The following is a 26,126-nucleotide window of genomic DNA, read 5'->3' as shown; positions in this document are numbered from 1 at the left end:
GCGCGACTCGCGGTGTCTGAGCGCGCGACTCGCGGTGTCTGGGTGGACGACTCGCGGTGTCTGGGTGCGGGTGAAGCCCGGCGCGTGTGGTGGCGCGCCGGGCTTCAGGGGTTCCGCGAAGGTCTACTCGCCGCCGCCGCCCTTGGGCAGGCCCTCGTAGACCTTCTTGCAATCAGGACAGACGGGAGAGCCCGGCTTGGGCGACTTCGTCACCGGGAACACCTCGCCGCACAGCGCCACCACGTGCGTGCCCATCACCGCGCTTTCCGCGATCTTGGCCTTGCGCACGTAGTGGAACATCTTCGGGGTGTCGTCCCCGGTGTGGTCCGTGCCTTCCGGCCGGGTCTCCACCTCGGGCAGAGTCTGGGTGCTCACGGGGTCAGCGTACCTGGGATGATGGCCCCTCGTGAGTACGCCGAGCATCACCGACGAAGTCCGATCCGCCCTGGCCGAGAACCGGCCGGTGGTCGCGTTGGAGAGCACGATCCTGTCCCACGGGCTACCGCCCGGCCGCAACCGCGAGGTCGCCGAACGGCTCGAAGGCGTGGTGCGCGCCGCGGGCGCGGTGCCCGCCACGATCGCCGTGCTCGGTGGCGTGCCCAAGATCGGGCTGACCTCCACCGAGCTGGACCACGTCTGCGACCCCGCCCGTGACCTGGCGAAACTGTCCCGGCGTGACCTGGGCGCGGCGTACGCGTTGAAGCGCGACGGCGCGACGACGGTCGCCGGCACGGCCGCGTTGGCGTCCGCCGCCGGCATCGGGGTGTTCGCCACCGGGGGCCTGGGCGGCGTGCACCGGGGCGCGCGGGAGACGTGGGACGTGTCCGCCGACCTGGACGTGCTGGCCGCGACGCCGGTGCTGGTGGTGTGCTCGGGTGTGAAGTCGATCCTCGACATGGGCGCGACGCTGGAGCTGCTGGAGACCCGTTCGGTACCGGTGATCGGCTTCGGCACGGACCGGTTCCCCGCGTTCTACCGGCGCGAGTCGGAGTTCGACGTGCCGTGGCGGGTGGACTCGGTGGCGGACGTGGCGGCGGTCGTGGCGGCGCACCGGACCGTGCCCGGGTCGGCGGGCGTGCTGCTGGCCAACCCCATCCCGGTCGAGTTCGAGATGGCCGCCGACCTGCACGAACGGCTGCTGGCCGAGGGGTTGGAGCTGCTGCGCGAGCGTGGCGTGCACGGCAAGGAGGTCACGCCTGTGCTGCTGGAGCACTTCCACTCCGCGAGCGGCGGGGTGAGCCTGGACGCGAACGAGGCCCTGGTCGTGTCGAACACCTCGCTGGCCGCGCGGGTGGCCGTGGAGCTGGCGGCGTGACGGGAATCGTGGTCGTCGGCGACGCCGGGCTGGACGTGGTGGCCCGGCACGCGGGGCCGATCGTGCACGGCGGCGACTCGCGGGCGTCGGTGACCATCGAGCCCGGTGGCGCGGGCGCGAACACGGCGGTGTGGCTGGCCGCTTGCGGCACGTCGCCGGTGCTGGTGGCACGGGTCGGCGCGGACTCGGCGGGACGGCAGGTGCACTCGGAGCTGACGACGGCCGGCGTGCGGTGCGCGTTCGCGGTCGACCCGGAGGCGGCGACGTGCTGCGTGGTGGTGCTGGTGGACGACAGCGGCCAGCGGAGCATGTTGCCCGACCGGGGCGCCAACGCCCGCTTCTCCCCCGCCGACGTCGACCCCGGGCTGCTGCGGGACGCGTCCCACCTGCACCTCTCCGGGTACGTGCTGCTGGACGCGTCGTCGCGGGCGGCCGGGGTGGCGGCGTTGCGGGCGGCCCGGGACGCGGGGCTGACCACGTCGGTGGACCCGCAGTCGGCGGCGTTGATCTACGACGGGTTCCTGGACGACGTGCGCGGCGTGGACGTGCTGCTGCCCAACACCGAGGAGTTGGTGGCGCTCACCGGGTCCGCGTCGCCCGCGTCGGCGTCCGCCCTGCTGGACGTGGTGGGGGCGGTGGCGCTGACGTCCGGGGCGGGCGGTGCGAGCTGGGTGGACCGGGACGGCGTGGTGTCCGTGCCGGCCGAGGACGTCGAGTGCGTGGACTCGACCGGGGCCGGTGACGCGTTCGACGCCGGGTTGCTGGCGGCGTGGCTGTCCGGGGCGTCACGGCGGGACGCGCTGCTCGGGGGCGTGCGGGCGGCGGCTCGGGCGGTGTCCGGGGTCGGGGCCCAACCCGCCCGGCCGGGGGCTCAGCCGTCGATGACCTGATGGTCGCGCGCCTCGAGGGCGCGGTGCTCCTGGGCGAAGCGGCTGCGCTTCTCCGCCTTGCGGGGAGGCCGGTCGTTCGCGATCAGCACGGCCATCCACGGCAGCGGGACGGACAGCACGATCAGCGCCAGGGCCAGCCACCAGACCTGGTAGAAGACCATCGCCAGGACGAGGCACGGGATGCGGGCGCCCATCATGATCGCGTACTTGCGCTTGCGCGCGGCGTGCTGCTCCTCGAAGGAGAGAGCCGCCTCGGTGATGAGCACCGGTGTGCCGTCGCGATCAGGACTGACCATGCCTCCATCGTCCCACTGCGACTCCCGGACCGATACCTGCGGAGTGTGTTTTTGCCCTCCCCGGATGGTGGGCGTCGCGGAACCGGGGGCGGTGCGACGGACACCGTACGATCCGGCTGTGGTCGCCCTTGATCGCCTGGTGGACGTGCTCGGGAGTCTCGGCACGCACCTGAGCTGCGCGCCACGGGGGCGTGACGTGCAGCTGCGCGGTGTGGCGCTGCACGACCCGGCGGAGCACACGCAGGCCGCGTCGGACGACGTGCTGCTCGGGTTGGGCGTGCCGACACCCGCCGCGGCGGCCCGGCTGGTGGCCGGGACGTCGGCGGCCGCGGTCGTGCTGCACGGGTCGCCCCCGTTGGACGAACGGGTGGTCGCGGCGGCGAAGCGGTCCGGGGCGGCGGTGTTGTTGGTGGACCCGTCGGTGCCGTGGGGGCAGTTGGCGAACGTCGCGCAGACTTTGGTGCTCGGCGGGCAGGGGTCCGGTGACCTGTTCGCGGTGGCGGACGCGATCGCGGCGGTGGTCGGCGGGCCGGTGACGATCGAGGACCAGCAGTCGCGGGTCCTGGCGTACTCGTACCGCCAGCAGGACGTGGACCCGGTGCGGGTGCAGACCATCCTGGGGCGGCGGGTGCCGGAGGAGGCGTGGCAGGCGCTGGACGCGTACGGGGTGTTCACCCACCTGTCGCGGTCCGACGAGCCGCTGTTCGTGCCGAAGCTGACCGACCGGCTGGGCGGGCGGCTGGTGGCGGCGGTGCGGGCGGGGCGTGAGCTGCTGGGGTCGGTGTGGGTGGAGGTGGACGACCCGGTCGACGCGGTGCGCGAGGCGGCGTTGGTGGACGGGGCGCGGACGGCGGCGCTGCACCTGCTTCGGGCGCGTGCGTCGGCGGACCTGGAGCGGCAGGCCGAGGCCGACCTGGTGATCGAGGCGCTCGACTCGGGGACGCCGGGGAACCTGGTGCGGCTGGGGTTGCCGTCGGCGGACCTGCGGGTGATCGCGGTGCAGGCGCACGCCGGTGAGGGCGAGCACGGCGCGGCCCTGTTGGCGTTCTCCCGGGCGACGGCGGGTTTCGGCTGGTCACGGCCTGGGCGGTCGGCGTTGTTCGGGAACGTCCTGTACACCGTGCTGCCGTGCGGGGAGGACCCCGCGGCGGCCGTGGAGTGGGTCCGGGCGTTGGCGCGCGAGCTGCCGGCGGAGGCCGTGGTGATGGCGGGGGTCGGTGGGCGGGCGGATGCCGCGTCGTTGCCCGCGTCACGGGGTGAGGCCGACGAGTGCCTGGCGCTGTCGGGCGGTGAGCCGGTGGTGTACGACGCGGCGTGGGCGCGGGTGTTGCTGCGGCGGTTGGCGGGGGTGGCGGAGGCCGGGCGGTCGCCGACGCGGGGGCCGGTGGCGGACCTGGTGCGGCACGACGCGGAGCACGGGACGCAGTACGCGGTGACGTTGCGGGCGTGGTTGGCGGCGCAGGGTGACGCGCGGGAGGCGGCGCGGGCGCTGTCCGTGCACCCGAACACGTTGCGCTACCGGATGCAGCGGATGGCGGCGGTGACGTCGTTGCCGTTGGACGACGCCGACCAGCGGTTGGCCCTGGCGATCACGCTGGCCGTGACGCTGGGCGCGTTCTGAGCGTTGATCCTGGGGTCCTGGACGTAGGACTCACGCGTTCCGAACGCAGGACTCGCGCGGGGTGGGTGGGCGGCGGCGGGTGGGGCGCGGCACGATTGCGCCGTGCTCCCTGATCTCTCTGTCGACCTGACCGCCCGGCTGCGCGCGGCGTTCCGAGCCGCCGACTACGACGCGGACGGGGTGGTGGACGTGCTCGGGCCGCAGGCCCACGCCGCGCTGGGCCGGGGTGAGCCCGAAGCCGCCCGCCGGGCCACCCGTGACGCCGGTGCGCTGGGCACCCTGACCCGCCTTTTCCTGCTCGGTGACACGGAGCCCGAGGCCGCGGTCCGAGCGGCGCTGCCCGACGTCGACATCGACACCGCCGTCAAGGCCGAGGTGTTGCGCGGTGACGGGGACGGGTTGCGGGCGGGGCTGGACATCCGGCCCTACGGCGACGACGAGGGCTCCTGGTGGGTGATCGCCGACCAGGACTCCGAGCAGCGCGGCGGACCGGTGCCGAGCGACCACGTGCTGGGTGTCGGGCACGCGTCCATCAGCCTGGCCCGCGCCACCTCCCGCCGCCCGGTCGGCACGCTGCTCGACCTGGGCACGGGCTGCGGCGTGCAAGCCCTGCACGCCGGCAGGCACGCGCGGAAGATCACCGCCACGGACCTGAGCGAACGCGCGCTGGCCCTGGCCGCCGGCACGTTCCGCATCAACGAGGTCGACGTCGAACTACGCCAGGGCGAGTGGTTCGGCCCCCTGCGCGGCCGGCGGTTCGACCAGGTCGTGTGCAACCCGCCGTTCGTCGTCGGCCCGCCCCGCGTGGACTACGTCTACCGGGACTCCGGTCTCGCCGGTGACGACGCGAGCGCCCTGGTCGTGCGCCAGATGCCCGCCTTCCTCAACGAGGGCGGCGTGGGCCAGCTGCTGGCCTCCTGGCTGCACCGCAAGGGCGAGGACTGGGCGGACCGGGTCTCGGCCTGGCTCCCGCGCGGCGGCGTGGACGCGTGGTTCGTGCAGCGCGACATCGCCGACCCCGCCCTGTACGTCGGCACCTGGCTGCGTGACGCGGGCGTGGACCCGCGCGGCGACGAGGGCCGCGCCAAGGCGTCCGCCTGGCTGGACTGGTTCGCCGAGAACGACGTCGAGGGCATCGGCTTCGGCTTCGTCACGCTGCGCCGCACCGACGCCGACCACGCCGAGGTGGTCTGCGAAGACCTCCGCCAGGCCTACGACGACCCGCTGGGCCCGGAATCGGCCGCCTGGCTGGACCGGGTCGCCTGGCTGCGCGGCACCGACAACGCCAAGCTCCTGGCCACCCGCTTCACCGTCCCCGAGACCGTCCTCCTGGAAGAGGTCTCGGCCCCGGTGGAAGACGGCTGGGAGTCGGTCGTCCGCCGCCTGCACCGCACCGACGGCCCCGGCTGGCAGCACGAGCTGGACGAGACCGCGGCGACGCTGCTCGCGGGCTTCCGCGGCGCGCTCCCGCTGGAAGACCTGGTCGCGCTGCTCGCCTACGCCCACGACCTGGACGCCGACGCGCTGGCCGAAGCGGCCCTGCCCGTGGTCCGCGACCTGGTCCGGCACGGCATGGTGGTGCCCGCGTGAGGGCGGTCGTGGCACGGGTCACAGAGGCGTCCGTCACGGTGGAAGGCGAGGTCGTCGGCGCGATCGAGGAGCCCGGCCTGTTGGTGCTGCTGGGGGTCCACGTCGACGACACCGCCGACAAGGCGCACGTGATGGCCCGGAAGCTGTACGAGCTGCGCGTCCTCAGGGACGAGGAGTCGTGCGCCACAACGGGTGCACCCCTCGTCATTGTGAGCCAGTTCACACTCTACGGCGAGGTGAAGAAGGGCAGGCGGCCGTCCTGGACCGCCGCCGCACGCCCCGAACACGCCGAGCCGTTGATCGATCAGGTGGTCGCGGAACTGCGGCGGAAGGGCGCCCGGGTGCAAACGGGACGCTTCGGCGCGATGATGTCGGTACGGAGTGTGAACGACGGTCCGTTCACCGTGTTGGTGGAACTCTAGATCCCTCTCAGCCAATCCTCAGGATTCGGCGCGCAACCGCTGTGACGGCAGTGACGTCTTCTGGTCATGGGAAGCGGGAACCATTTCGCTCCGGTTCGCGTTTCCCCAAGTGTCAGACACCGAAAGGTGCGCCGCGCAACGCAGCGCGGAGTGTGCGACACGACCGCACTGCCAGCCCGCGACACAAGGGGGAGGGAGCTCCATGACCGTCCCGAGGCTCCTCGACCGACAGGTCGGGAACGACACGGCCATCACGACCATCACGAGCGCCGAGCTGGACCTGGACGCCCAGGGACCGGCCGCAGACCTGGTTCGAGTCTACTTGAACGGGATCGGCAAGACCGCGCTGCTGACCGCGGCCGACGAGGTCGAGCTCGCCAAGCGGATCGAGGCGGGCGTCTTCGCGCAGCACAAGCTGGAGACCCATCCCGGCCTGCCGGATGAGCGCCGCCGCGAACTGCGCGCGTTGATCCGCGATGGCCACATGGCAAAGAACCACCTTCTCGAAGCGAATCTCCGCTTGGTCGTTTCGCTGGCGAAGCGATACACCGGACGCGGAATGCCGCTGTTGGATCTCATCCAGGAAGGCAACCTGGGCTTGATCCGCGCGGTGGAGAAGTTCGACTACACCAAGGGCTTCAAGTTCTCGACCTACGCGACCTGGTGGATCCGCCAGGCGATCACCCGGGGAATGGCGGACCAGGGCCGCACGATCCGGCTGCCCGTCCACCTCGTGGAGCAGGTCAACAAGCTCGCCCGGATCAAGCGCGACCTGCACCAGCAGCTGGGCCGCGAGGCGACCAACGAGGAGCTGGCGAAGGAAGCGGGGCTGACGCCGGAGAAGGTCGTCGACCTGCTCGACCACGCCCGCGACCCGGTGAGCCTCGACATGCCGGTCGGCGCCGAGGAGGACGCCCCGCTGGGCGACTTCATCGAGGACTCCGACGCGACGGACGCGGAGAGCGCGGTCATCTCCGGCCTGTTGCAGGACGACCTGCGGCGGGTGCTCTCCACGCTGGAGCCGCGCGAGCAGGCCGTGATCCGGCTGCGCTACGGCCTGGAAGACGGCCAGCCGCGCACGCTGGACCAGATCGGCAAGCAGTTCGGCCTGTCGCGGGAGCGGGTGCGGCAGATCGAGCGCGAGGTCATGTCGAAGCTCCGGCAGGGCGAGCGGGCGGCCAAGCTGCGGGCCTACGCGAGCTGACGCGATACAGCAGGAGTGACCCCCGTCAGCGGATTGACTTGTGACTCCTGTCACGGCACGGTCGTGCGTTACACGAGCCATGCGACGCCTCCGCCCCATCACGCGGAGGCGGTCGCACGCTGAGGAAGGTCGGGGCGGTCGGGGGCCGGCCCGGCCTTCCGCGTTCAGCACCGCGGCACCGCCGCTTCAGGTGGCCCCTACAGCCTCAGGTAGTCGGCGAGCCGCTCGCGGAAGAACCGGACGTCCGCCTCGCGCTCGTCACCGGCGTACCCGCGCGGCACGCCCTCCACGATCATCACCAGGCACAGGTACGCGCGGTAGAGCGCGATCCGGGCCAGCTCCGACTCCGTGAACGCGTCCTTGCCGTAGCCGGCGGCGAAGTCGTCGTCCAGCTCGGCGAACAGCGCCACCGTCGCGATCTCCGCCAACGGGTCGCCGAACAGCGCGCGCTCCGGGTCGATGACGCCTTCGATGTGCCCGTCCGCGACGAAGACGTTTCCCTCCCACAGGTCGAAGTGCACCAACACGGGTTCGGTGACCTCGTCCAGCAGGTGCGCGCGGGCCGCGAACACCGGCCGCACGTCGGGCAGCTCCACGCCGAACCGGGCGGCGTCGGCGAGCACCGCGTCCACCATCTTCGTGAACGCCTCACGCCACGTCGGCGCGTTCGGGCCTTGGACGTAGCCGAAGACGTCACCGGTGATCCGGTGCAGGTCGCGGACGATCACGCCCAGCTCCCGCCGCAGCGCCCCGTGCTCGGCATCGCTCAACCGCGGCCGCGCGGACGTCCACGGTTCGCCCGTCAGCGCCGTCATCAGCAGCAGCCCGTCCTCGTGCAGCAGGACTTCCGGCACCGGCAGGCCGTGCGCCGCCATCAGCCCGAACACCAACGCCTCGGTCCGCATCAGGTCGCGTTCGTGGGTGAGCAGCGGCGCGTCGGGCGGCGGCGCGACCTTCAGCACGGTGACGCGACCGTTCTCCGCCGTGAGCCGGTAGGCGGTGTTGAACATGCCCTCCGTCAGCTCCACGTGCTCCGCGAGCGGCACGCCGAGGGCACGGCGGACGAGGGCGTCGAGTTCGGGCGCGGAGAGCCGCCGCTTGGTGAGGCTGTCGACCACGACGCGAATCACATCACGGCATGAGGGACGTGGCGGCGGTATCGGTATAGGTTCGGCGGAACCCGAAGCGCGCAAGGGAGCCCGCGACGTGCCTCCGCCGAACCTCTTGGCACCTGAGTTCCAGTACACCGACGTCCTGCCCCTGGCCAAGGACAACCACACCGAGTACCGGCTCGTCACGCCGGACGGCGTGTCGGTCGTCGAGGCCGCCGGCCGCACGTTCCTCCAGGTCGAGCCGGAAGCGTTGACGCTGCTCGCCAAGGAAGCCATCCGGGACATCCAGCACCTGCTGCGGCCCTCGCACCTGGCCCAGCTGCGCGCGATCGTGGACGACCCCGAGGCCAGCGGCAACGACCGGTTCGTCGCCATGGACCTGCTGCGCAACGCGTGCATCTCGGCGGGCGGCGTGCTGCCCATGTGCCAGGACACCGGCACCGCCATCGTGATGGGCAAGCGCACCGAATCCGTGCTCACCGGCGGCACCGACGCGGAAGCCCTGTCGCGCGGCATCTTCGAGGCCTACCAGGAGCTGAACCTCCGCTACTCGCAGATGTCGCCGGTCACCTTCTGGGACGAGAAGAACACCGGCACCAACCTGCCCGCCCAGATCGACCTGTTCACCGCGCCGGGCGTGGAGCCGAAGTACGAGTTCCTGTTCATGGCCAAGGGTGGCGGGTCGGCCAACAAGACGTTCCTGTACCAGGAGACGAAGGCGCTGCTGAACCCGTCGCGGCTGGCCAAGTTCCTGGACGAGAAGCTGCGCTCGCTCGGTACGGCGGCCTGCCCGCCGTACCACCTGGCGGTCGTCGTCGGCGGTCTGTCGGCGGAGCAGAACCTGAAGGTCGCCAAGCTCGCGTCCGCCCGGTACCTCGACGGCCTGCCCACCGAGGGCTCGGCGCTGGGGCACGCGTTCCGGGACGTCGACCTGGAGCAGCAGGTGCTGGAGCTGACCCGGAACTTCGGCATCGGCGCCCAGTTCGGCGGCAAGTACTTCTGCCACGACGTGCGCGTCATCCGACTCCCCCGGCACGGCGCGTCCTGCCCGGTCGGCATCGCCGTGTCGTGCTCGGCGGACCGGCAGGCCAAGGCGAAGATCACCCCCGAGGGGATCTTCATCGAGCAGATGGAACGCGACCCGGCGCACTTCCTGCCCGACGTCCACGGCGAGGAACTGTCGGACGAGGTCGTCCAGATCGACCTGACCCGGCCGATGTCGGAGATCCGCGCCACGCTGTCCGCGCTGCCGGTGAAGACCCGGGTGTCGCTGACCGGGCCGTTGGTGGTGGCGCGGGACATCGCGCACGCCAAGATCATGGAACGGCTGGACGCGGGCGAGCCGATGCCGCAGTACCTGAAGGACCACCCGGTGTACTACGCCGGACCGGCGAAGACGCCCGAGGGTTACGCGTCCGGGTCGTTCGGGCCGACGACGGCCGGGCGGATGGACTCGTACGTCGAGCGGTTCCAGGCCGAGGGCGGGTCGCTGGTGATGCTGGCCAAGGGCAACCGGTCCAAGCAGGTGACCCAAGCGTGCCAGGAGCACGGCGGGTTCTACCTGGGGTCGATCGGCGGACCGGCGGCGCGGCTGGCCCAGGACTGCATCCGCAAGGTCGAGGTGCTGGAGTACCCGGAGCTGGGCATGGAGGCGGTCTGGAAGATCGAGGTGGAGGACTTCCCGGCGTTCGTCGTGGTGGACGACAAGGGCAACGACTTCTTCGCCGAGACCTCCGCCCCGACCCTCCAGATCACGTTCCGGAAGTGACTTGCCAGCCCGGGTCGAACACGCCGAGCTTGGTGCCGCGCGTGAAGAAGTCCCACTCGCTGTAGGTGAAGCGCTGTGGGGCTTCTTCAGGCCGGTTGCTGTTGCGGACGAGCACTGCGTCGGCCGTGCGCATGACCTCGACGCAGTTGTCGCCGCCGCCGCTGAACTTCGTCCAGGTCCCGATTCGGATGCGAGCCGTGGGCAGGCGTGGTCGGTGGAGCGGGTTCTGTCGAGGCTCCGGGCCGGGTCGACGTGTCGTGGCGGATGAACGTCGCCGCCTGACCACCCACGCCACACCAGCGCCTCCGCCCAGGCCCGCGCGGAGGTCCACTTCAATCACCTAGGTCTATCCAGTAGCGCCGGACGGCCCCGGCCTCGGAGTGCCGGATCTCCTCCAGGACGCCGCCGTGGCGTTCGATCGTCTTCATCGAGGGGGTGTTGTCTGCTTCGCAGATGATCAGCACCCGGTCCAGGCCGGTGGCGCGTGCCTCGTCGAGGATTCGGCCGAGCGCCCACGACGCCAGCCCTCGCCCACGTGCGGACGGTCTGATGCCGTAGCCGATGTGGCCGAACCGCTGCACGAACTCTTCCAGCCCGTACCGGAACGCGATCCCGCCGAGCACCCGGCCGTCCTCGACGATCCACCGGTAGGTGGAGCACATCCGGCCGGTTTCCACGTTCGCCGGGTCCGATTCGGCCGCCAACCGCGCCAGCCAGGCCGTGAAGCCGGCCGGTGAGTCGACCTCGTCGGACGACCACAGCCCGAAACCGTCCTCGTGGACGCCCGGCCCCCAGTCGGCTCGCGCCTCCAGCCAGGCGGCGTGCAGGGTCATGGTCGGCGGGACCAGGGCCAGTGAGGTCGGGCCGTGCCAGGGCAGCCCGCGTGGAGTCATGCGGTGTCCTCGCGGGATTCCAGGACGAGGCGGCGTGAGCCGAGGGGTGCGTCGAGGGTGACGTTCAACGGCACGTCCCGCAGCTCCTGCGTGCACAGGCTGCCCTCGGGCGGCGCGTAGTAGGTCGTCACGAGGGTGATCAGCACCTGGTCGCCGGACTGCGCGGTGACCTCGGCACTCGCCGTCTTGCAGCCACCCGCGACGCCGACGACCTGCACCGTCCGACCGTCCTCCGAGGTCCACGCCTTCTGCTCGTAGTGGTCCGGGAGGGTGCTGCCGTCGATCCGCTCGGCTTGGACCTCGGTCGGTCCACCGGGCAACGGCGCGGCGCTGGTCCGCGGGGGCGGCTGGTCCGGCTGGGTCTCCCCGGACGGCGGTGACAACGTTGTCGAACCAGACGTCGAACCAGACGTCGATTCCGCCGGCGAGGTGGCCGACGAGTCCGACGCGGAGGCGGTGGTGGACGACGGGGACGTGCCGGACGGGGTGCTGGTGGTGCTGCACCCGGCCAGCACGAGCACGGCCAGGGCGACGACGACCTTGACGTTCCTCATAGTCGGAGGACGTTACCCGGGCCCCATCAGGTTGCAGGGCTGGTGCCCGGCCGACCGAGCAGAGGCCGACCGGGCACCGGGGAGGCAGGCCCTACTCCACGACCTGCCGATGGGTGAGGACGACCTCGCGGTCGCCGAGCGGCTCGCCGAGCTTCGTGGTCAGCGGCGGGTAGCGGATGTCCATGGTGCAGGCCTGGGTGCCGGCGGGCTCGGTCTCGACCAGTTCGAGGTGCACCGACTCGGCGCCCTGCTCGGTGACCTCGACGCTGGCCTTGCTGCAGCCGCCTTCCACGCCGATGACGCCGAGCACGCTGCCGTCACCCTCGGTCCAGACGACCGACGGCATGCCCTCGGGCAGCTGACTCGCGTTCAGCTTCGCCTCCGGCACCTGCTCGCCACCCGGCGGCACGGGGGCCTCGAACTCCGGTTCCGCCGACGTGGGTTCAGTGGGTGGGGCGGGCGATTCCGTGGTCAGCACCGGACCGCCACCGGCGTCCGGCCGTTCGATGCCGCCCTGCGAGGAGCAGCCGACGAGCGCGACCAGCAGCGCACCCGCACCCAGCGCGGTTCCAAGGCTTCTCATGTGAACAGGACGGAGCGACCCGGCATCCGGGTTGCTCCGTCCTGTTCACAGTTACCCGATCGGGTTATCGGGACAGGGCCGCCTTGATACCGGCCACCGCGTGCCGCAGCGCGTCCATGCGCTGCGCCGAGGCCAAGCCCGCGTGGTACAGGTGGAACTCCCGCACACCGGCCTCCGCGTAGGCCAGCCACTCCTTCAGCAGCTCGTCACCGTCCGCCGGCTTCGGCGGCAGTGCCAGCACGTACGCGGCAGTGCGCACGTCGGCTTCCGCGCGCAGGGCGCGGATCGCGGGCAGGGACGCGTCCACGCCCGGCCAGCACGTCAGGGTCAGCACGTCGACGTCCGCGTCGACTCCCCCGGCGACCGTCGCGAACGGCCCGGTCCCCCACGGGTCGGCGGTCGCGTGGGCGGCGATGCGGGTCGAAGGCGACGTCGACCGGATCAGGCCCACCAGTTCCCGCCGCAGCGAGCGCGAGACGCCCGTGCGCACCGCGCGCACCTGGTCAGCCCGATCGCCCAGCGCCTCCTCGACGCTGCTGGCGCCGTTGTCGATCGCCGCGCGCACCACCGCGCGCAAGCCGTCCAGGTCGGTGTGGAGGTCGGCGCACGCCGTGCAGAAGCACAGCGACAGCAGCTTCTGCTGCACGGCCGACCAGTCCGCGCCGTCCGTCTTCTCGTGGTGCCCGCCGTGGAAGAACCCGAGCGGCCCGCACGCCTCCAGGACGATGCCGTCGGGCCGGCCCAGCTCCAGCACCTCGGACACCAGCGTCCGGGCGTACTCGACCACGTCGTCGTTCGACGGGCACAGCGCGTACGGGTACAGGTCGCCGAAGGCGTTGCGCACCACGACGTCGGGGTTCGCCTCGCCCAGCCGGCTGCTGTGCGTCAGCACGGTCCACGCGTACACCGGCAGCCCGGCCGCGCGCAGCGCGTCGGAGGCTTCGCCGTACGAGTTGTCGCCGTCCACCCAGGACGGCCGAGCGGGCGCCAGCCGCTTGCCCCGCCACGCCTCCTCCCGCACGGGCAGGTAGAGCGCCGCGTGTCTGGCGTCCACCATCCGCCGCTCCGGGTGGAACGGCGTCGCCGCCCGCACGGTGTGGTACGACGCGGCCAACGCGACCGCGTCCACGCCGAGCGATGCGACGCGGTCGACCGCGGACGGGTCGCCTACGACGTCCCAGGGGTACAAATGCGCAACGGTGCTCACCACCGGGGGCGCTTCCTCTCATACGACGGGTCGTGCTTCTGCATGTACCCGGTGTCGTCGCGCTGCACGAGGCCGCACGTCCGGTAGTTCTCCGCGAGCCGGGCCAGCGCGTCGCGGTCCAGCTCGACACCCAGCCCCGGAGTGGTGGGCACCAGCAGCGCGCCGTCGACGAACGTGAACGGCGTCGTGATGACGTCGTCCGCGAGGTTCCACGGGTAGTGCGTGTCGCACGCGTAGTTCAGGTTCGGCGTGGACGCGGCGAGGTGGGTCATCGCGGCCAGGCTGATCCCGAGGTGCGAGTTGGAGTGCATGGACAGGCCGATGCCGAACGTCCGGCAGATCCCGGCCAGCTCCTTGGACCGGGACAGTCCGCCCCAGTAGTGGTGGTCGGACAGGATGACCCGCACCGCGCCCGCCTCCACCGAACGGGCGATGTGCTCGAACGCGATCACGCACATGTTCGTCGCCAGCGGCATCGGCGCGCGCGCCGCCACCTGCGCCATGCCGTCGATGTCCGGCGCCGGGTCCTCCAGGTACTCGACCACCCCGTCGAGTTCCGCGGCGACCTTGAGCGACGTCTCCGGCGTCCACGCCGCGTTGGGGTCGAGCCGCAGCGGGTGGTCCGGGAACGCTTCGCGCAGCGCGTGGATCGCCTCGACCTCCTGCTCGGGCGGGAACACGCCGCCCTTGAGCTTGATCGAGCCGAACCCGTGCCGGTCGATCAGCGCCCTGGCCTGTTCCACGATGCCGGCCGGGTCCAGCGCCTCGCCGAACTCGTCCGGCTCGGCGCCGGGGTGCCCGGCCCACTTGTAGAAGAGGTAGGCGCTGTACGGCACGGCAGACCGCACGGCGCCGCCCAGGAGGTCGCTGACCGGTCGGCCCAACGCCTTGCCGCGGATGTCCCACGCCGCCACCTCGAACGGCGAGAACACCCGGTCCACAGTGGACTCGACGGTCAGCGGCCCGGTCAGCCCGTGCCGGTCCGACCCCGCCTCGCCGCCCAGCGCGACCGCGATCCGCGAGTGCATCTCGTTGAGCGAGTGCACGTCGAGGCCGATCAGGGCGGGCGCGGCGGTGCGCATCCGGGTGAGGTGCCCGATGTCGCCGTAGCTCTCGCCGAGCCCGGAGATCCTCTCGTCGGTGTGCACCTCCACGATCGTGCGCAGCGCCCACGGCTCGTGCACTCCCACCGAGTTCAGCAGGGGCGGATCCCGGAAGGCCACCGGCGTGATGACGATGTCGGTGATCTTCATGCGGACAGGCTCCGCCCCGCCGCGATGATCTTCTCCAGTTCCGCCACGTGCTCCGGCGTCGGGTCGAGCAGCGGCGGGCGGACGCCACCGACGTCGAGCCCGTTCGCCCTCACGGCGGCCTTGACCAGCGAGACCGCGTAGCCGGGCACCCGGTCGCGCAGCTCCACCAGCGGCTTGTAGAACTCCAGCAGGTAGCTGGTGACCAGCGCGTCGTCCCGGTCCCGCACGGCGTTGTAGAAGCCGAGCGAGATCTCCGGCGCGAAGCAGAACACCGCCGACGAGTACAGGTCGACGCCGATGCCCCGGTACGCGGGCACGGTCAGCTCGGCGGTCGGCAGGCCGTTGAAGAACTGGAACGGCTCGTCGACCGCCGCGCGCACCGCGAGCACGATGCGGTGCAGCAGGTCGATGTCGCCGAGCCCGTCCTTGAACCCGACCACCTTCGGCAGCGACGCGATCTCCACGGCCGTGTCCGGCGTGAACACCGCGTTGTTGCGCTGGTACACGATCAGCGGAAGTTCGGACGCCTCCGCCACCTCCGCCACGTAGCGCACCAACCCCTTGGGCGGGTTGGTCACCAGGTACGGCGGCAGCAGCAGCAAGCCGTCCGCACCGACCCGCGCGGCGGCGTCCGCGATCCGCTTGGCCGTCGGCAGCGGACCGCCCGTGCCGGAGAACACCGGCACGCGCCCGGCCGTCACCTCGACCGCCACGGCCACCGCGCGTTCGACCTCCGACGGTTCCAACGCGTGGAACTCGCCGGTGCCGCAGGCGACGAACACGCCACCGGCACCCGCCGCCACCCCGCTCTCGACGTGCTCGGCCAGCACGTCCTCGGCAATCCCGCCGTCCGTGCCGAACGGCGTCACCGGGAAGAACAGCACCCCATCCAGTTGCATACCCAGACCTTCATCCCTTGATCGCTCCGGTGGTGATCCCACGCAGGAAGGACTTTCGCGTTTCCTCGCGCGGCAGCGCACAGGCGGCGAACGCGCTGACGACGAGGTGGAGCAGCAGGGGCACCATCGGCGCTGATGAGCGAGTCCCCGCCGACGTGGCAGTGGTACGGGTGCGGTCCGTGGGGCGATCCCGACGTCGGGATCGCCCTACGGGGTGGGCTGCGACGGCACCGCCGCCACTGGCCGTCGCCCCCACGTTCAGAGCGGTGTCCACCGGTGTCACCGGGTCACCCTGGGCGAGTGGACGGCCCGAGTCCAGGACTTGCGCAACCCAGGCCGTTCACGGGAATTCACCGGTTCGGCCGAAGCCGCCGTTCCGGTGGGGTCTTCGTCGGCGCGCAGCCGCGCGCCGGGAGACTTGGTGCGGACCTCCGGCTCGCGGCGGGTCCGGGCCGGGTGCGGCGCGTGGCGGTGCACCGCTCCGCTCGACCACGGGTACCCGCAGGTCCGGTGCGTGACAGGCCCCGCGGCGGTCACTACAGCGACGGCCGTGGCGCACCGGCGGGACGGTGTCATTGACGGTGGCTCCTCTTCACAGCCATGCTGTTCATATATATGAATTGCGATCGTACTTGTGAACGTGTTGGGCGGACTGTAAGAATCGGCGCAGCGACGTGTCAAGTGCGTGTTGCCGGAACGTTTCCCGTGGAGGACTTGGTGACTGGACCCGCGTCACCCGCTCGGCCGAACGCGGTCAAGTCGGCCGATCGGACTGTGGAACTGCTCGAAGTGCTGTCGTCGTCGGACCGCCCGCTGACGCTGACCGAACTGCACCGCGAGCTGAGCTACCCGAAGTCGAGCCTCTACATGCTGCTGCAGACGCTCGTCGCCCGCGGGTGGGTGGAGCTCGACCCGAGCCGCGGCACCTACGGCATCGGCGTGCGCGCCCTGCTCGTCGGCACGTCGTACCTCGACCACGACCCGGTGGTGCAGGTCGCCATCCGGGTGATGGAGCAGGTGCGCCGGGAGATCAACGAGACGGTCCACCTGGCCCGCCTCGACGGTGCGGACGTGGTCTACCTGGCCAGCCGCGAGTCCGAGCACCACCTGCGCGTGGTGTCCCGCGTGGGCCGCCGGCTGCCCGCGCACGCCACGTCGCTGGGCAAGGCGCTGCTCGCGGCGCGCACCCCGGCCGAGGTGGACGCGATACTGCCCGCGCGACTGGACCCGCTGACCCCGAACACGATCATCGAACGGCCGGCGCTGCACACGCAGCTCGCGGGGTTCCGCGCGGTCGGGTACGCGCACGAACGCGAAGAGAACACGCCCGGCCTGGGCTGCTTCGCCGTCGCCCTGCCGTACCGGAACCCGGTGCTCGACGCGATGAGCTGCTCGGTCCCGCTCGGCCGGCTCGACCCGGACCACGAGCGGCAGGTCGTCGAAGCACTGCTGCACGCCGCACGCACGATCACCGAACTGCTCCGCCAGTTCGGCCGCTGACCCTGACTCCCGATTGCCGAAAGGGCTAACGTGACCGCACGAATCCTCATCACCGGCGCCGCAGGCATAGTCGGCACGCTCATGCGCAGCCGACTGGCCGCACCGGGCCGGACCCTGCGCCTGCTCGACATCGCCCCGCTGCCGCCGGCCGTCGACGGCGAGCGGGTCGAGCTGGTGACGGCGTCGGTGACCGACGAGGCCGCCATGGAAGCGGCGTGCGAGGGCGTCGACGCGGTGATCCACCTCGGCGGGCACAGCCTGGAGCGGCCGTGGGCGGACATCCTGGACGTGAACATCAACGGCACGCACGTGGTGCTGGAGGCGGCCCGTCGCGCCGGGGTCTCCCGGGTGGTGCTGGCCAGTTCCAACCACGCGGTCGGGTATTACGAGCGTTCCTCGGGTGAAGCGGGCGACTACCTGTTCCCGCAACCGGACACGTACTACGGCGTGAGCAAGGTGGCGCTGGAGGCGTTGGGGAGCCTGTACGCGTCGCGGTACGGGATGGACGTCATCGCGATCCGGATCGGGTCGTGCTTCGAGAAGCCGCGCGACTTCCGGATGCTGTCGACGTGGTTGTCGCCGGACGACGGCGCGCGGTTGTTCGAGGCCTGCCTGTCGGCGCCGTCGCCCGGCTTCCGGGTGGTGTGGGGCGTGTCGGACAACAAGCGCCGCTGGTTCTCGCTGACCGAGGCGGAGGCGCTGGGCTACAAGTCCGAGGACGACTCCGAGGTCTACGCGGCCGAGGTGCTGGAGGCGAGCGGCGAACCCCCGGCAGATTCACCTGCACGGGTGTACCTGGGTGGCGTGTGGTGCAGCTCCGAGTTCGACACCGCGGTGAAGGAGGCCGGCCGATGAGCGGCGTGCAGGGGTACGACCCGCGGACCGGCGCGGCGGTCGGGGAGGCGGTGCCGGAGACGTCCGACCGCGAGGTGGACGCGCTGGTGCGGGCCGGTGCGGCGGCGTTCCCGTCGTGGTCCGGGCTCCCGGCGGTCGAGCGCGCGGCGGTCCTGGACGCGGTGGCGGACGCGGTGGACGCTTCGTCCTCCGCGTTGGTGGAGATCGCCGACGCCGAGACGGCGCTCGGCGTGCCGCGGTTGACGACGGAGCTGAAGCGGACCACCAACCAGCTCCGGCTGTTCGGCGGGATGCTGCGCGAGGGCAGCTACGTCGAGGCGACGCTGGACTCGGCGGACCCGGGCATCATCCCGCCGCGCCCGGTGCTGCGCCGGATGCTCCGTCCACTCGGGACGGTCGGGGTGTTCGCGGCGTCGAACTTCCCGTTCGCGTTCTCGGTGGTCGGCGGTGACACCGCGTCCGCCCTGGCCGCCGGGTGCCCGGTGGTGGTGAAGGCGCACCCGTCGCACCCCGGCACGTCCCGCGAGACGGCCCGGATCGTCGAATCCGTCGTGCCGGCGGGGGTTTTCGGCATCGTGCACGGCCAGCAGGCCGGCGTGGCGCTGGTCAAGCACCCCGCCATCAAGGCCGTGGGCTTCACCGGTTCCACGGTCGGCGGACGCGCCCTGTTCGACCTGGCGTCCGCCCGGCCCGACCCGATCCCGTTCTACGGCGAGCTGGGCAGCGTCAACCCGACCGTGGTCCTCCCCGAAGCCGCCGCCGCGCGGCCCGAGGGGTTCGCGGCCGAGTTCGTCGGCTCGCTGACGCTCGGCGTCGGTCAGTTCTGCACCAACCCCGGTCTGCTGTTCGCGCCGGAGTCCCTGGTGCCCGCGCTCGCCGACGCCGTGTCCGGCGCGGTGGGCGGCCCGATGCTCAACGAGCGGATGTGCGACTCGTACCGCGCCGGCACCGAGGGCCTGGCCGCGTCGGGACTGGCCGCGCTGGTCGCCCGGGGCACCGCGCCCGCCGAGGGCTGGAGCGTCGAGCCCCGCCTCTTCCAGGTGCCGCTGAGCACGTTCGCGGAGAACCTGGAGAAGCTGACCGAGGAGCAGTTCGGCCCGGCGGCGATCGTGGTGACCTACACCGATCCCGCCGAGCTGGAACCGGTCCTCCCCCGGCTCCCCGGCACGCTCACCGGCACCGTGCACGCCGCCGAGACCGAGCACGGCTCGGCCGGGCGGATCGCGGAGTCGTTGCGGCCGGTGGTGGGGCGGCTCGTCTTCAACGGCTGGCCGACCGGGGTCGCGGTGGCGTGGGGGATGCACCACGGCGGGCCTTGGCCGGCCACCACGAACCCGCTCCACACCTCCGTCGGGGCCACCTCGATCCGGCGGTGGGTGTCGCCGGTGAGCTACCAGTCCTGGCCGGACGCGCTGCTGCCGGCCGAGCTGCGCGAGGGCAACCCGTTGGGCATCCCCCGCCGGGTGGACGGGGTGCTGGGCGTCCACTGAGCTGTTCGGACCGGCCGTTCGGACAGGTCCTCGGTGACGGTTCCTTCGTGACGGTTCTTTCGTCGTCGGGTCGGCGACCGCCATCGCCGACCCACGTCACCGCCGGTCGTCGCGCCGCCCGCGGTGCGACGGTGACCGCGACACCGGGGCGGACGGCGGATCGGCGGTGACGGTCAGGTTTGTCGGAGAGCCGTGAGGAACGCCCGGAATGGACGGTCGGCGAAGGTCAATCGTGGTCCCGGTTGCTTGGTGTCCCTGATGCTGGTCGTGTTCCGTCCCACGGCCAGCTCGACGCAGTTGTTCCCCGCGCCGGAGTACGTGCTCTTGCGCCACGTCTTGTCGTTGTTCATGTGTCCTTCAGTGCCGTTGCCAGTTTTCTGATCAACGAAGCCGACTCCTTGGGCGACAGGGCGACCTCGCTCACCATTTCCTCGAAGTGCAGCAGGTACTTCTGCACGTCGGCGCGATTGTCCACCCACTTGCCGCCGCCCGCGTACTCCAGGTACACGGCCGAAGGATCACTGTCCTCGAAGCGAAGAGCGGTCGCGCCACCACCGGACATGGTCCCGTGAGCGCCTGCGCCGAACGGGACCACCTGGATGGTGATGTTGTCCTGCTTCCCCTTCTCCAGCAAATGCGACAATTGCTCGCGCATGACGAGGTGACCGCCCACGACCCGGTGCAGGGCCGCTTCGTCGATCACCGCGTGCAGGCGTAAGCCGGGCAGCCGGCGCTGCCGGTTGGCCAGTGCCGCGGCCACCTGCTCCACCGACACCGACGAGTCCATGAACCGCTGACCCGCGAGCCGGATCGCCGCCGCGTAGGCGGAGGTCTGCAGCAGGCCCGGGATGACGATCATCTCGATGGTGCGCACCTCGGTCGCGTCCGCTTCCTGGCGCGCGTAGGTGCGCGCCTCAGGGGTGTACGCCGCCGCGTACACCAGGCGGGTGCCGTCCTGCTTCGCGTCCTCCCACAACGCTTCCGCCTCACGCCGCTCGGCATCGGTCGCGCCGTAGAGGCCCAGCAACGCCCCCAGTTCGGTCCAACTGGGACTGATGTACCCGTTCTCCATCCGCGACAGCGTGGACTGCGTCTTCCGCGTCAGCGCGTGGTAGTCGATCTCGGTCTTGCCCGCGCGTTTGCGCAAAGCGTTGAGGAACTGACCAAGCTTGCGCTTGCGTCGGGTTTGGACGGCTGCCATGCGGATCTCTCCTCGCTGGAAAAGAACTGCGAACACCCTAGTGCGGCCCGCGTCCTCCCCAGTTTCACTCGATCGAACGTCGAAAAGGTGCATATACGCCCCGATAACCTGGCCTCGCCGACCGCCTTCCGGTGGTGCCGTCGGCGGTACCGCGCACGCTGTGCGACGTGCCCGGTGAACTGGACGAGTCGTGATCGGCGCGGACGAAAGTCTGGCCACATGTACATCTCGCAGGTCCGGCTGCGGAACGTCAAGGGGTTCCACGGTTCCCGCGAAGTGGATCTGGAGCTCACCGCCCCCGGTCGGGCGGTCGTCGCGGGTTGCGACGGGTCCGGCAAGACCTCCTTCCGCATGCCGGCGCGCCGGCCGTGAGCGACCCCGCGGTGGCCCGCAACCCGGTGCGGGACTTCGAGAACCGGGTCACCGCCGGGCAGGACCGCGCCGGACGAGGAGAGCCGCCCGACGCACCGCGGGCTCCAGCCGTCGCCGAGGGAAAAGCCGGCAGGCAGCAAGACCACCGCTGCCGCGCGACCGTGGCAGGACAACCCGACCGGGTGGTTCTGCGCGGCGTGCGAACCGTTCCGCCGGCTCGTCGGCGGCACGTGCGGTGCGCAGCGGCCGGTGCGCTGATGCCGAGCCCCGACCCGGTGGCGCCGGCCGTGCTGTCGGAGGGCTCGCTGTCCGACGACTACCCGATCGAGGGAGTCGACTCGGACGGCCTGTGGGGTCAGCGGCGGCACGGAGAAGGGCGCCGCCACCATCGACGTGTGCGGGCTCGACCGGCCGGTGCCGGTGCCGGGCCGGGCGCACGGCCGGCGGGTGGTGCCGGTGCGCCTGGCCCGGTGGTGCTGCGGCCGCGCTCCCGCCCGGCGCGGAGCGGGCCTTCCAGGACACGCCGTGGGCGTCGGCCGTCCTCCCGAACGAGGAGTCGCGGGCCGAACTTCTCCCCTGACGCGGAAAACGACCTGAAATTGTCGGACCCCAGGTACATCATGACCCGCATGGCAGACGCGATCGTGGCCGAAGGACTGGTAAAGCGCTACGGGTCGGTGGTCGCCCTCGACGGCCTCGACCTGGTGGTGCCGGAGGGCACCGTCATGGGTCTGCTCGGGCCGAACGGCGCCGGGAAGACCACGACGGTGCGGGTGCTCACCACGCTGCTGGAGCACGACGAGGGCACGGCGACCGTCGCCGGGCTGGACGTCGTCGCCGAGGCGAAGGAGCTGCGCCGCCGGATCGGCCTGTCCGGGCAGTACGCGGCCGTGGACGAGAACCTGACCGGCTTCGAGAACCTCGACATGGTGGGGCGGCTCTACCACCTGGGCAAGAAGCGCAGCCGGGAGCGGGCGCGCGAGCTGCTGGAGCGGTTCGACCTGGTGGCGGCGGCCGACCGGCCGGTCAAGGGCTACTCCGGGGGTATGCGCCGGCGGCTCGACCTGGCGGGCGCGCTGGTGGCCGAGCCGGCGGTGCTGTTCCTGGACGAGCCCACCACGGGGCTCGACCCGCGCAGCCGGCTGGGCATGTGGGACGTGATCTCGGAGCTGGTGGCCGGCGGCACCACGTTGCTGCTCACCACGCAGTACCTGGAGGAGGCCGACCGGCTGGCGGACAAGATCGCGGTGATCGACCACGGCAGGGTCATCGCCCTGGGCACCGCGAACGAGTTGAAGGACCAGGTCGGCGGTGAGCGGCTGGAGCTGACCGTGGGCTCCGCGCAGGACGCGGCGACGGCCCGGACCGCACTCGCGTCGTTGGCGATCGGGGAGATCTCGCTGGACGAGCGCAGCCACCGGCTGACCGTGCCGGTGACGGGCGGCGCCACCGTGCTGGTGGAGGGGATCAGGCGGCTGGACGCCGAGTCGGTCAAGGTGCTGGACATCGGGCTGCGCAGGCCGACGCTGGACGACGTGTTCCTCACGTTGACCGGCCACGCAGCCGAGGAGAAGCAGGGGGAACAGGGAGAATGAGCGCGTTCGCACAGGCGCTGGGTGACGGCGCGGTCGTCGCCAAGCGCAACCTCATCAAGATCAAGCGGGTCCCGGACCTGATCGTGTTCTCGACGTTGTCGCCGATCATGTTCGTGCTGCTGTTCGCGTACGTGTTCGGCGGGTCGATCGCCATCCCCGGCATGGACTACCGCGAGTTCCTGATGGCGGGCATCTTCGCGCAGACCGTGGTGTTCGGCGCGACCATCACCGGCGCCGGGCTCGCCGACGACATCCAGAAGGGTGTGATCGACCGGTTCCGGTCGCTGCCGATGGCGCGGTCGGCGGTGCTGATCGGGCGGACCACCAGCGACCTGGCCAACAACGTCATCGTCATCCTGGTGATGTCGATCACCGGTCTGATCGTCGGCTGGCGGATCCACTCGTCGCCGCTGGAGGCGCTGGCCGGGTTCGCCCTGCTGCTGCTGTTCGCGTACGCGGTGTCGTGGGGCATGGCGATCGTCGGGTTGATGGTGCGCAGCCCCGAGGTGTTCAACAACGCCTCGTTCATCGCGATCTTCCCGCTGACGTTCATCGCGAACACGTTCGTGCAGGAGAGCAGGCTTCCCGGCCCGCTGAAGACGTTCGCCGAGTGGAACCCGGTGTCGGCGGTGACGGCCGCGGCGCGGCAGCTGTTCGGGAACACCAACCCGCTGTCGCCGCCGCCGGAGGTGTGGTCGCTCCAGCACCCGGTGCTCATGACGCTGATCTGGGTGGCGGTGTTCCTGCTGGTCTTCGTGCCGCTGGCGATCCGGCAGTACCGCAAGGCGGTGGCGCGCTGACCGTACCGCGCCACCACGAATCGCCGTGTCAATAGGCGAATAGGTTTCGAATCAGTCACGTGACGGGTAGCCGGTGGACATCAGAGCCAAGGAGGCGCAGATGTCCACCGGTACCACCATCGGCGTGATCGTCGTCGTGCTGGTCGTACTGGCCGCGATCGCGGTGCTGCTGAAGTTCCTCATGCAGCGCAAGAGGTTGCGCTCCAAGTTCGGCCCCGAGTACGAGCGCGCTTTGGAACGCAACGGCAGCCACATGGCGGCGGAACGGGAACTGGCGGAACGGGAGCGGGAGCACTCGCAGCTGGAACTCCGCCCGCTCGACGACGCGACGCGCGACAGCTACGCCCGCAACTGGACTCAGGTCCAGGAGCAGTTCGTCGACGAGCCGAACCAAGCCGTGAGCCAGGCGGACCGCTTGGTCACCGACCTGATGGCCGAACGCGGCTACCCCACCGACGGGTACGAGCGCCGCGAGAAGCTGCTGTCCGTCGAGCACGGCCGCACGCTCGACCACTACCGCGAGGCCCATTCGATCGTGGAACGCCAGGAGCGCGGCGAGGCGACGACCGAGCAGCTGCGCGCCGCGATGGTCCACTACCGCACCGTGTTCGAGGACCTGTTGGGCAGCCACCGGGAAGGGGCACGGTAATGACCGACCAACGTCAACACCTCACCACCGAGGACTTCGCCGGACGCACGCCGACCGAGCGCGACTCGCTGGACCCGCGTCAGCAGGTCGCGCACCAGCCGGACGCCTACCAGCCGAACCCGGACCAGGAGGACCTGCACCAGCCGAACGCGGGCCGGCAGGGTCTGCACCAGTCGGATCTGCACCAGTCGGAACGGGAGCCGGTCGAGCAGACCCCTGCCGGTCGCGATGTGCTGGAGCCGGACCTGACCGACCAGGAACGCTTCGACCGGGAACCGGTGGCGGACGACGGGTCCGGCACGCACCAGTCCACCCACCAGGAGCACGCCGGGTACGACGGTCGTGAAGACGCGGTGGCGCAGGAGCCGCCGGCCGAGCTGTCCGCGGTCTCCACGACCGCCGGCGACACCCCGCTGTTCACCACCGACGACGCGACCGACTACCAGGCCGAGTGGCGCGCCCTTCAGGCCGACTTCGTCGACGACCCGCGCGAAGCCGTCCAGCGGGCCGACGAACTGGTCGCACAGGTGATGCAGACCCTCGCCACTACGTTCAACGAGCACAAGCACGCGCTCGAAGAGCAGTGGCACCGGGGCGACGAAGTGCAGACCGAGGAGCTGCGGCAGGCGCTCAAGCGCTACCGCTCGTTCTTCGACCGACTGCTCTCCGTCTGACCCCCGCGTGAGACTCCCCGTTGTGCGTCCGGCGACCCGGGTGCACAACGGGTGTTTCGCGTCTTCAGCCAGTTTTCGGCCGGGTCCTCAGCCGAGTTCTCGGCCGGGTATCCGGCCGGACCTTCAGCCGGGCAGCTCGCGGATCTCCATCTCCAGGACGTCGATCTCGTCGGTGATCGCCTCGTCCAGCATCCGGTCGAGCAGGTCGGAGCAGTCGGTCGAGCCGATGCCGAACTGCGGCACCTGCTCCCACCACACCGCCGGGTTGTTCCAGAACGACCCGGAACCCTGGTCGACGCCGTCGAGGCAGCGCAGCCTCGAATCGTCGTCCGGCAGCCGGCGCACGTAGTCGATGAACCGGGCCAGGGCGGCCGGCCGGCTCACCGGCACCGCGCCGTACCCGCGCAGGCAGTCCTCGAGTTCCGCCAGGAACTCCTCTTTGAACGTCACGGCGCCACCCCCGCTTCCCCCGCGTCGTCGCGGGTGAGGAGGACTCACGTCCCACTGACCACGGTACCTCCGCGAGGGCACGCCGAAATTAGTGCCAATGGGCGTTTCCGGGAAAAGATTCGGTGACGGCCAGGCATCCGTCCGAAGTGGACTGATCATCACTCCGGGCGGAGGCGGGCCACGAAGCTGAACCGGTCCCCCCGGTACAGCGAGCGGACGCGCTCGATCGGCTCGCCGTCGCCGTCGTGGGAGACCCGGTGCACCAGCAGCATCGGCAACGCCGGGTTCGTGCCGATCAGCAACGCCTCGCGCGGCGTGGCCAGCACGGTCTCCACCCGCTCCTCGGCCTCGGTGAACACCACGCCGAGCCGGTCGCGCAGGCACGAGTGCAGCGAGGTGGTCGGGTCGAAGACCTCCAGCAGCGTCGGGAACCGGGCCGCGGACAGGTAGGTGGACTCCAACGCGACCCGCTCGTCATCGGCCAGCAGCACCCGCTCCAGGTGGACGACCGGGTCGCCCCGGCCGATCCGCAGGTCCGCCGACAGCACCTCGTCCGCGGGCAGGTGCTCGACCGTGATCACGCTGCGCGTCGGCTCCACGCCCTGCCGCCGCATGCCCTCGGTGCAGCTGAGCAGGGACAGCGGCTGCACCAGCTTGGGCGGGGCGACGTACGTGCCGCTGCCCTGACGGCGTTGCAACCTGCCTTCGAGCACCAGTTCGCCGACGGCCTGCCGCAGCGTCACCCGCGACACGGAGTACCGCTCGGCCAACTCCCGCTCCGGCGGGAGCGCGACTCCCTCGCCCAGCGCGTCGATCAGCCACAGCAGTTCCGTCTTCACCGCGTAGTAGCGGGGGATGCGACCGTGGTCGGGGATACCGGCGCGGACCGGCCCGTCGGCGCGGTACTGGGGCACGTGTTGCGAGGCATGCACA

General features: G+C 71.3%; 29 protein-coding genes. 15 read left to right on the top strand and 14 right to left on the bottom strand.

The features are described 5' to 3' along the window. Window positions 1-123: 123 nt before the first annotated feature. Window positions 124-375 (bottom strand): DUF3039 domain-containing protein, encoded by a 252-nt coding sequence (locus tag ACRAKI_RS08380; RefSeq protein WP_184928530.1) that lies wholly within the window; start codon window positions 373-375, stop codon window positions 124-126. A 31-nt stretch (window positions 376-406) separates the two neighbouring features. On the opposite strand from ACRAKI_RS08380, the gene ACRAKI_RS08375 reads away from it, so the two are divergent. Together ACRAKI_RS08375 and ACRAKI_RS08370 are read left to right on the top strand one after the other, a co-directional pair. After that, complete coding sequence (locus ACRAKI_RS08375) at window positions 407-1,315, top strand: pseudouridine-5'-phosphate glycosidase (protein ID WP_447006479.1); 909 nt, start codon at window positions 407-409, stop codon at window positions 1,313-1,315. Then, on the top strand, window positions 1,312-2,205 hold the full coding sequence (locus ACRAKI_RS08370; protein ID WP_447006478.1) for a carbohydrate kinase family protein: 894 nt from the start codon (window positions 1,312-1,314) through the stop codon (window positions 2,203-2,205). Before ACRAKI_RS08375 ends, ACRAKI_RS08370 begins: the two co-directional genes overlap by 4 nt. Here the strand turns inward: ACRAKI_RS08370 and ACRAKI_RS08365 are convergent. Continuing rightward, window positions 2,187-2,501, bottom strand: a complete 315-nt coding sequence (locus ACRAKI_RS08365; protein ID WP_447006477.1) for a DUF3099 domain-containing protein — start codon at window positions 2,499-2,501, stop codon at window positions 2,187-2,189. The genes ACRAKI_RS08370 and ACRAKI_RS08365 overlap by 19 nt on opposite strands. A 118-nt stretch (window positions 2,502-2,619) precedes the next feature. Here ACRAKI_RS08365 and ACRAKI_RS08360 point away from each other — a divergent pair, with 118 nt between their 5' ends. From ACRAKI_RS08360 to ACRAKI_RS08345, 4 genes are all read left to right on the top strand, one after another. Further along, the gene (locus ACRAKI_RS08360) at window positions 2,620-4,122 is read left to right on the top strand and encodes a PucR family transcriptional regulator (protein ID WP_447006476.1); all 1,503 of its coding nucleotides are present in this window, start codon (window positions 2,620-2,622) and stop codon (window positions 4,120-4,122) included. Between the two features lie 102 nt (window positions 4,123-4,224). Further along, window positions 4,225-5,712: a DUF7782 domain-containing protein gene (locus ACRAKI_RS08355; protein WP_447006475.1), complete on the top strand. Its 1,488-nt coding sequence runs from the start codon at window positions 4,225-4,227 to the stop codon at window positions 5,710-5,712. After that, on the top strand, window positions 5,709-6,134 hold the full coding sequence (gene dtd, locus ACRAKI_RS08350) for a D-aminoacyl-tRNA deacylase (RefSeq protein WP_447006474.1): 426 nt from the start codon (window positions 5,709-5,711) through the stop codon (window positions 6,132-6,134). The genes ACRAKI_RS08355 and dtd overlap by 4 nt, the downstream gene beginning before the upstream one ends. A 202-nt stretch (window positions 6,135-6,336) precedes the next feature. Further along, window positions 6,337-7,338: a sigma-70 family RNA polymerase sigma factor gene (locus ACRAKI_RS08345; RefSeq protein WP_447006473.1), complete on the top strand. Its 1,002-nt coding sequence runs from the start codon at window positions 6,337-6,339 to the stop codon at window positions 7,336-7,338. Between the two features lie 197 nt (window positions 7,339-7,535). Here ACRAKI_RS08345 and ACRAKI_RS08340 read toward each other — a convergent pair whose 3' ends face one another. Beyond that, window positions 7,536-8,456, bottom strand: a complete 921-nt coding sequence (locus ACRAKI_RS08340) for a phosphotransferase (RefSeq protein WP_447006472.1) — start codon at window positions 8,454-8,456, stop codon at window positions 7,536-7,538. Window positions 8,457-8,562: 106 nt separating this feature from the next. On the opposite strand from ACRAKI_RS08340, the gene ACRAKI_RS08335 reads away from it, so the two are divergent. After that, the gene (locus tag ACRAKI_RS08335) at window positions 8,563-10,218 is read left to right on the top strand and encodes a fumarate hydratase (RefSeq protein ID WP_447006471.1); all 1,656 of its coding nucleotides are present in this window, start codon (window positions 8,563-8,565) and stop codon (window positions 10,216-10,218) included. On the opposite strand, the gene ACRAKI_RS08330 is transcribed toward ACRAKI_RS08335, so the two are convergent. From ACRAKI_RS08330 to ACRAKI_RS08300, 7 genes are all read right to left on the bottom strand, one after another. Further along, window positions 10,202-10,504: a DUF397 domain-containing protein gene (locus ACRAKI_RS08330; RefSeq protein ID WP_447008362.1), complete on the bottom strand. Its 303-nt coding sequence runs from the start codon at window positions 10,502-10,504 to the stop codon at window positions 10,202-10,204. The genes ACRAKI_RS08335 and ACRAKI_RS08330 overlap by 17 nt on opposite strands. Window positions 10,505-10,550: 46 nt before the next feature. Further along, window positions 10,551-11,111, bottom strand: a complete 561-nt coding sequence (locus ACRAKI_RS08325) for a GNAT family N-acetyltransferase (protein ID WP_447006470.1) — start codon at window positions 11,109-11,111, stop codon at window positions 10,551-10,553. Then, window positions 11,108-11,665: a hypothetical protein gene (locus tag ACRAKI_RS08320; protein WP_447006469.1), complete on the bottom strand. Its 558-nt coding sequence runs from the start codon at window positions 11,663-11,665 to the stop codon at window positions 11,108-11,110. Before ACRAKI_RS08320 ends, ACRAKI_RS08325 begins: the two co-directional genes overlap by 4 nt. A gap of 91 nt (window positions 11,666-11,756) precedes the next feature. Beyond that, window positions 11,757-12,248, bottom strand: a complete 492-nt coding sequence (locus ACRAKI_RS08315) for a hypothetical protein (RefSeq protein ID WP_447006468.1) — start codon at window positions 12,246-12,248, stop codon at window positions 11,757-11,759. Window positions 12,249-12,312: 64 nt separating this feature from the next. Further along, window positions 12,313-13,458: a hypothetical protein gene (locus ACRAKI_RS08310; RefSeq protein ID WP_447006467.1), complete on the bottom strand. Its 1,146-nt coding sequence runs from the start codon at window positions 13,456-13,458 to the stop codon at window positions 12,313-12,315. After that, entirely contained in the window at window positions 13,452-14,708 is a 1,257-nt protein-coding gene (locus ACRAKI_RS08305) for a glucarate dehydratase family protein (RefSeq protein ID WP_447006466.1), read from the bottom strand. The genes ACRAKI_RS08310 and ACRAKI_RS08305 overlap by 7 nt, the downstream gene beginning before the upstream one ends. After that, on the bottom strand, window positions 14,705-15,607 hold the full coding sequence (locus ACRAKI_RS08300) for a 5-dehydro-4-deoxyglucarate dehydratase (RefSeq protein ID WP_447006465.1): 903 nt from the start codon (window positions 15,605-15,607) through the stop codon (window positions 14,705-14,707). Before ACRAKI_RS08300 ends, ACRAKI_RS08305 begins: the two co-directional genes overlap by 4 nt. Window positions 15,608-16,324: 717 nt before the next feature. Between ACRAKI_RS08300 and ACRAKI_RS08295 the strand changes: the two genes are divergently transcribed. Genes ACRAKI_RS08295 through ACRAKI_RS08285 form a run of 3 tightly spaced genes read left to right on the top strand, consistent with a single transcriptional unit; the run spans window position 16,325 to window position 19,452 of the window. Next, the gene (locus ACRAKI_RS08295; protein ID WP_447006464.1) at window positions 16,325-17,107 is read left to right on the top strand and encodes an IclR family transcriptional regulator; all 783 of its coding nucleotides are present in this window, start codon (window positions 16,325-16,327) and stop codon (window positions 17,105-17,107) included. A 30-nt stretch (window positions 17,108-17,137) separates the two neighbouring features. Beyond that, entirely contained in the window at window positions 17,138-17,962 is an 825-nt protein-coding gene (locus ACRAKI_RS08290; RefSeq protein WP_447006463.1) for an NAD-dependent epimerase/dehydratase family protein, read from the top strand. Next, on the top strand, window positions 17,959-19,452 hold the full coding sequence (locus ACRAKI_RS08285; protein ID WP_447006462.1) for an aldehyde dehydrogenase (NADP(+)): 1,494 nt from the start codon (window positions 17,959-17,961) through the stop codon (window positions 19,450-19,452). Before ACRAKI_RS08290 ends, ACRAKI_RS08285 begins: the two co-directional genes overlap by 4 nt. Window positions 19,453-19,625: 173 nt before the next feature. Here ACRAKI_RS08285 and ACRAKI_RS08280 read toward each other — a convergent pair whose 3' ends face one another. Both ACRAKI_RS08280 and ACRAKI_RS08275 read right to left on the bottom strand, forming a co-directional pair. Continuing rightward, on the bottom strand, window positions 19,626-19,802 hold the full coding sequence (locus ACRAKI_RS08280) for a DUF397 domain-containing protein (protein WP_447006461.1): 177 nt from the start codon (window positions 19,800-19,802) through the stop codon (window positions 19,626-19,628). Next, window positions 19,799-20,653 carry a helix-turn-helix domain-containing protein gene (locus ACRAKI_RS08275; protein WP_447006460.1) on the bottom strand — a complete coding sequence of 285 codons (855 nt, stop codon included), beginning with the start codon at window positions 20,651-20,653 and terminating at the stop codon, window positions 19,799-19,801. The genes ACRAKI_RS08280 and ACRAKI_RS08275 overlap by 4 nt, the downstream gene beginning before the upstream one ends. 219 nt (window positions 20,654-20,872) lie before the next feature. On the opposite strand from ACRAKI_RS08275, the gene ACRAKI_RS08270 reads away from it, so the two are divergent. The 5 genes from ACRAKI_RS08270 (at window position 20,873) to ACRAKI_RS08250 (ending at window position 24,743) form a co-directional block, all read left to right on the top strand. Further along, window positions 20,873-21,025 carry a hypothetical protein gene (locus ACRAKI_RS08270; RefSeq protein ID WP_447006459.1) on the top strand — a complete coding sequence of 51 codons (153 nt, stop codon included), beginning with the start codon at window positions 20,873-20,875 and terminating at the stop codon, window positions 21,023-21,025. 629 nt (window positions 21,026-21,654) lie between these two features. Continuing rightward, entirely contained in the window at window positions 21,655-22,620 is a 966-nt protein-coding gene (locus ACRAKI_RS08265; protein WP_447006458.1) for an ATP-binding cassette domain-containing protein, read from the top strand. Further along, complete coding sequence (locus tag ACRAKI_RS08260; protein WP_447006457.1) at window positions 22,617-23,420, top strand: ABC transporter permease; 804 nt, start codon at window positions 22,617-22,619, stop codon at window positions 23,418-23,420. The genes ACRAKI_RS08265 and ACRAKI_RS08260 overlap by 4 nt, the downstream gene beginning before the upstream one ends. Window positions 23,421-23,520: 100 nt before the next feature. Continuing rightward, entirely contained in the window at window positions 23,521-24,069 is a 549-nt protein-coding gene (locus ACRAKI_RS08255; RefSeq protein ID WP_447006456.1) for a hypothetical protein, read from the top strand. Then, window positions 24,069-24,743: a hypothetical protein gene (locus tag ACRAKI_RS08250; protein ID WP_447006455.1), complete on the top strand. Its 675-nt coding sequence runs from the start codon at window positions 24,069-24,071 to the stop codon at window positions 24,741-24,743. The genes ACRAKI_RS08255 and ACRAKI_RS08250 overlap by 1 nt, the downstream gene beginning before the upstream one ends. A 123-nt stretch (window positions 24,744-24,866) precedes the next feature. Here the strand turns inward: ACRAKI_RS08250 and ACRAKI_RS08245 are convergent, their stop codons facing one another. Both ACRAKI_RS08245 and ACRAKI_RS08240 read right to left on the bottom strand, forming a co-directional pair. Further along, complete coding sequence (locus ACRAKI_RS08245) at window positions 24,867-25,193, bottom strand: hypothetical protein (protein ID WP_447006454.1); 327 nt, start codon at window positions 25,191-25,193, stop codon at window positions 24,867-24,869. A 158-nt stretch (window positions 25,194-25,351) separates the two neighbouring features. Further along, on the bottom strand, window positions 25,352-26,125 hold the full coding sequence (locus tag ACRAKI_RS08240) for a GntR family transcriptional regulator (RefSeq protein WP_447006453.1): 774 nt from the start codon (window positions 26,123-26,125) through the stop codon (window positions 25,352-25,354). Between the last annotated feature and the right edge of the window lies 1 nt (window position 26,126).

This window comes from Saccharothrix isguenensis, assembly GCF_052936305.1.
This window is presented reverse-complemented; position numbering and strand designations above follow the sequence as displayed.

Bases quoted from the DNA above. Each gene is read 5' to 3' on its own strand.
- ACRAKI_RS08365 (WP_447006477.1), bottom strand. From the start codon at position 2,501: ATGGTCAGTCCTGATCGCGACGGCACACCGGTGCTCATCACCGAGGCG.
- ACRAKI_RS08345 (WP_447006473.1), top strand. From the start codon at position 6,337: ATGACCGTCCCGAGGCTCCTCGACCGACAGGTCGGGAACGACACGGCC.
- ACRAKI_RS08325 (WP_447006470.1), bottom strand. From the start codon at position 11,111: ATGACTCCACGCGGGCTGCCCTGGCACGGCCCGACCTCACTGGCCCTG.
- ACRAKI_RS08320 (WP_447006469.1), bottom strand. From the start codon at position 11,665: ATGAGGAACGTCAAGGTCGTCGTCGCCCTGGCCGTGCTCGTGCTGGCC.
- ACRAKI_RS08315 (WP_447006468.1), bottom strand. From the start codon at position 12,248: ATGAGAAGCCTTGGAACCGCGCTGGGTGCGGGTGCGCTGCTGGTCGCG.
- ACRAKI_RS08305 (WP_447006466.1), bottom strand. From the start codon at position 14,708: ATGAAGATCACCGACATCGTCATCACGCCGGTGGCCTTCCGGGATCCG.
- ACRAKI_RS08300 (WP_447006465.1), bottom strand. From the start codon at position 15,607: ATGCAACTGGATGGGGTGCTGTTCTTCCCGGTGACGCCGTTCGGCACG.
- ACRAKI_RS08285 (WP_447006462.1), top strand. From the start codon at position 17,959: ATGAGCGGCGTGCAGGGGTACGACCCGCGGACCGGCGCGGCGGTCGGG.
- ACRAKI_RS08280 (WP_447006461.1), bottom strand. From the start codon at position 19,802: ATGAACAACGACAAGACGTGGCGCAAGAGCACGTACTCCGGCGCGGGG.
- ACRAKI_RS08275 (WP_447006460.1), bottom strand. From the start codon at position 20,653: ATGGCAGCCGTCCAAACCCGACGCAAGCGCAAGCTTGGTCAGTTCCTC.
- ACRAKI_RS08270 (WP_447006459.1), top strand. From the start codon at position 20,873: ATGTACATCTCGCAGGTCCGGCTGCGGAACGTCAAGGGGTTCCACGGT.
- ACRAKI_RS08265 (WP_447006458.1), top strand. From the start codon at position 21,655: ATGGCAGACGCGATCGTGGCCGAAGGACTGGTAAAGCGCTACGGGTCG.
- ACRAKI_RS08260 (WP_447006457.1), top strand. From the start codon at position 22,617: ATGAGCGCGTTCGCACAGGCGCTGGGTGACGGCGCGGTCGTCGCCAAG.
- ACRAKI_RS08255 (WP_447006456.1), top strand. From the start codon at position 23,521: ATGTCCACCGGTACCACCATCGGCGTGATCGTCGTCGTGCTGGTCGTA.
- ACRAKI_RS08250 (WP_447006455.1), top strand. From the start codon at position 24,069: ATGACCGACCAACGTCAACACCTCACCACCGAGGACTTCGCCGGACGC.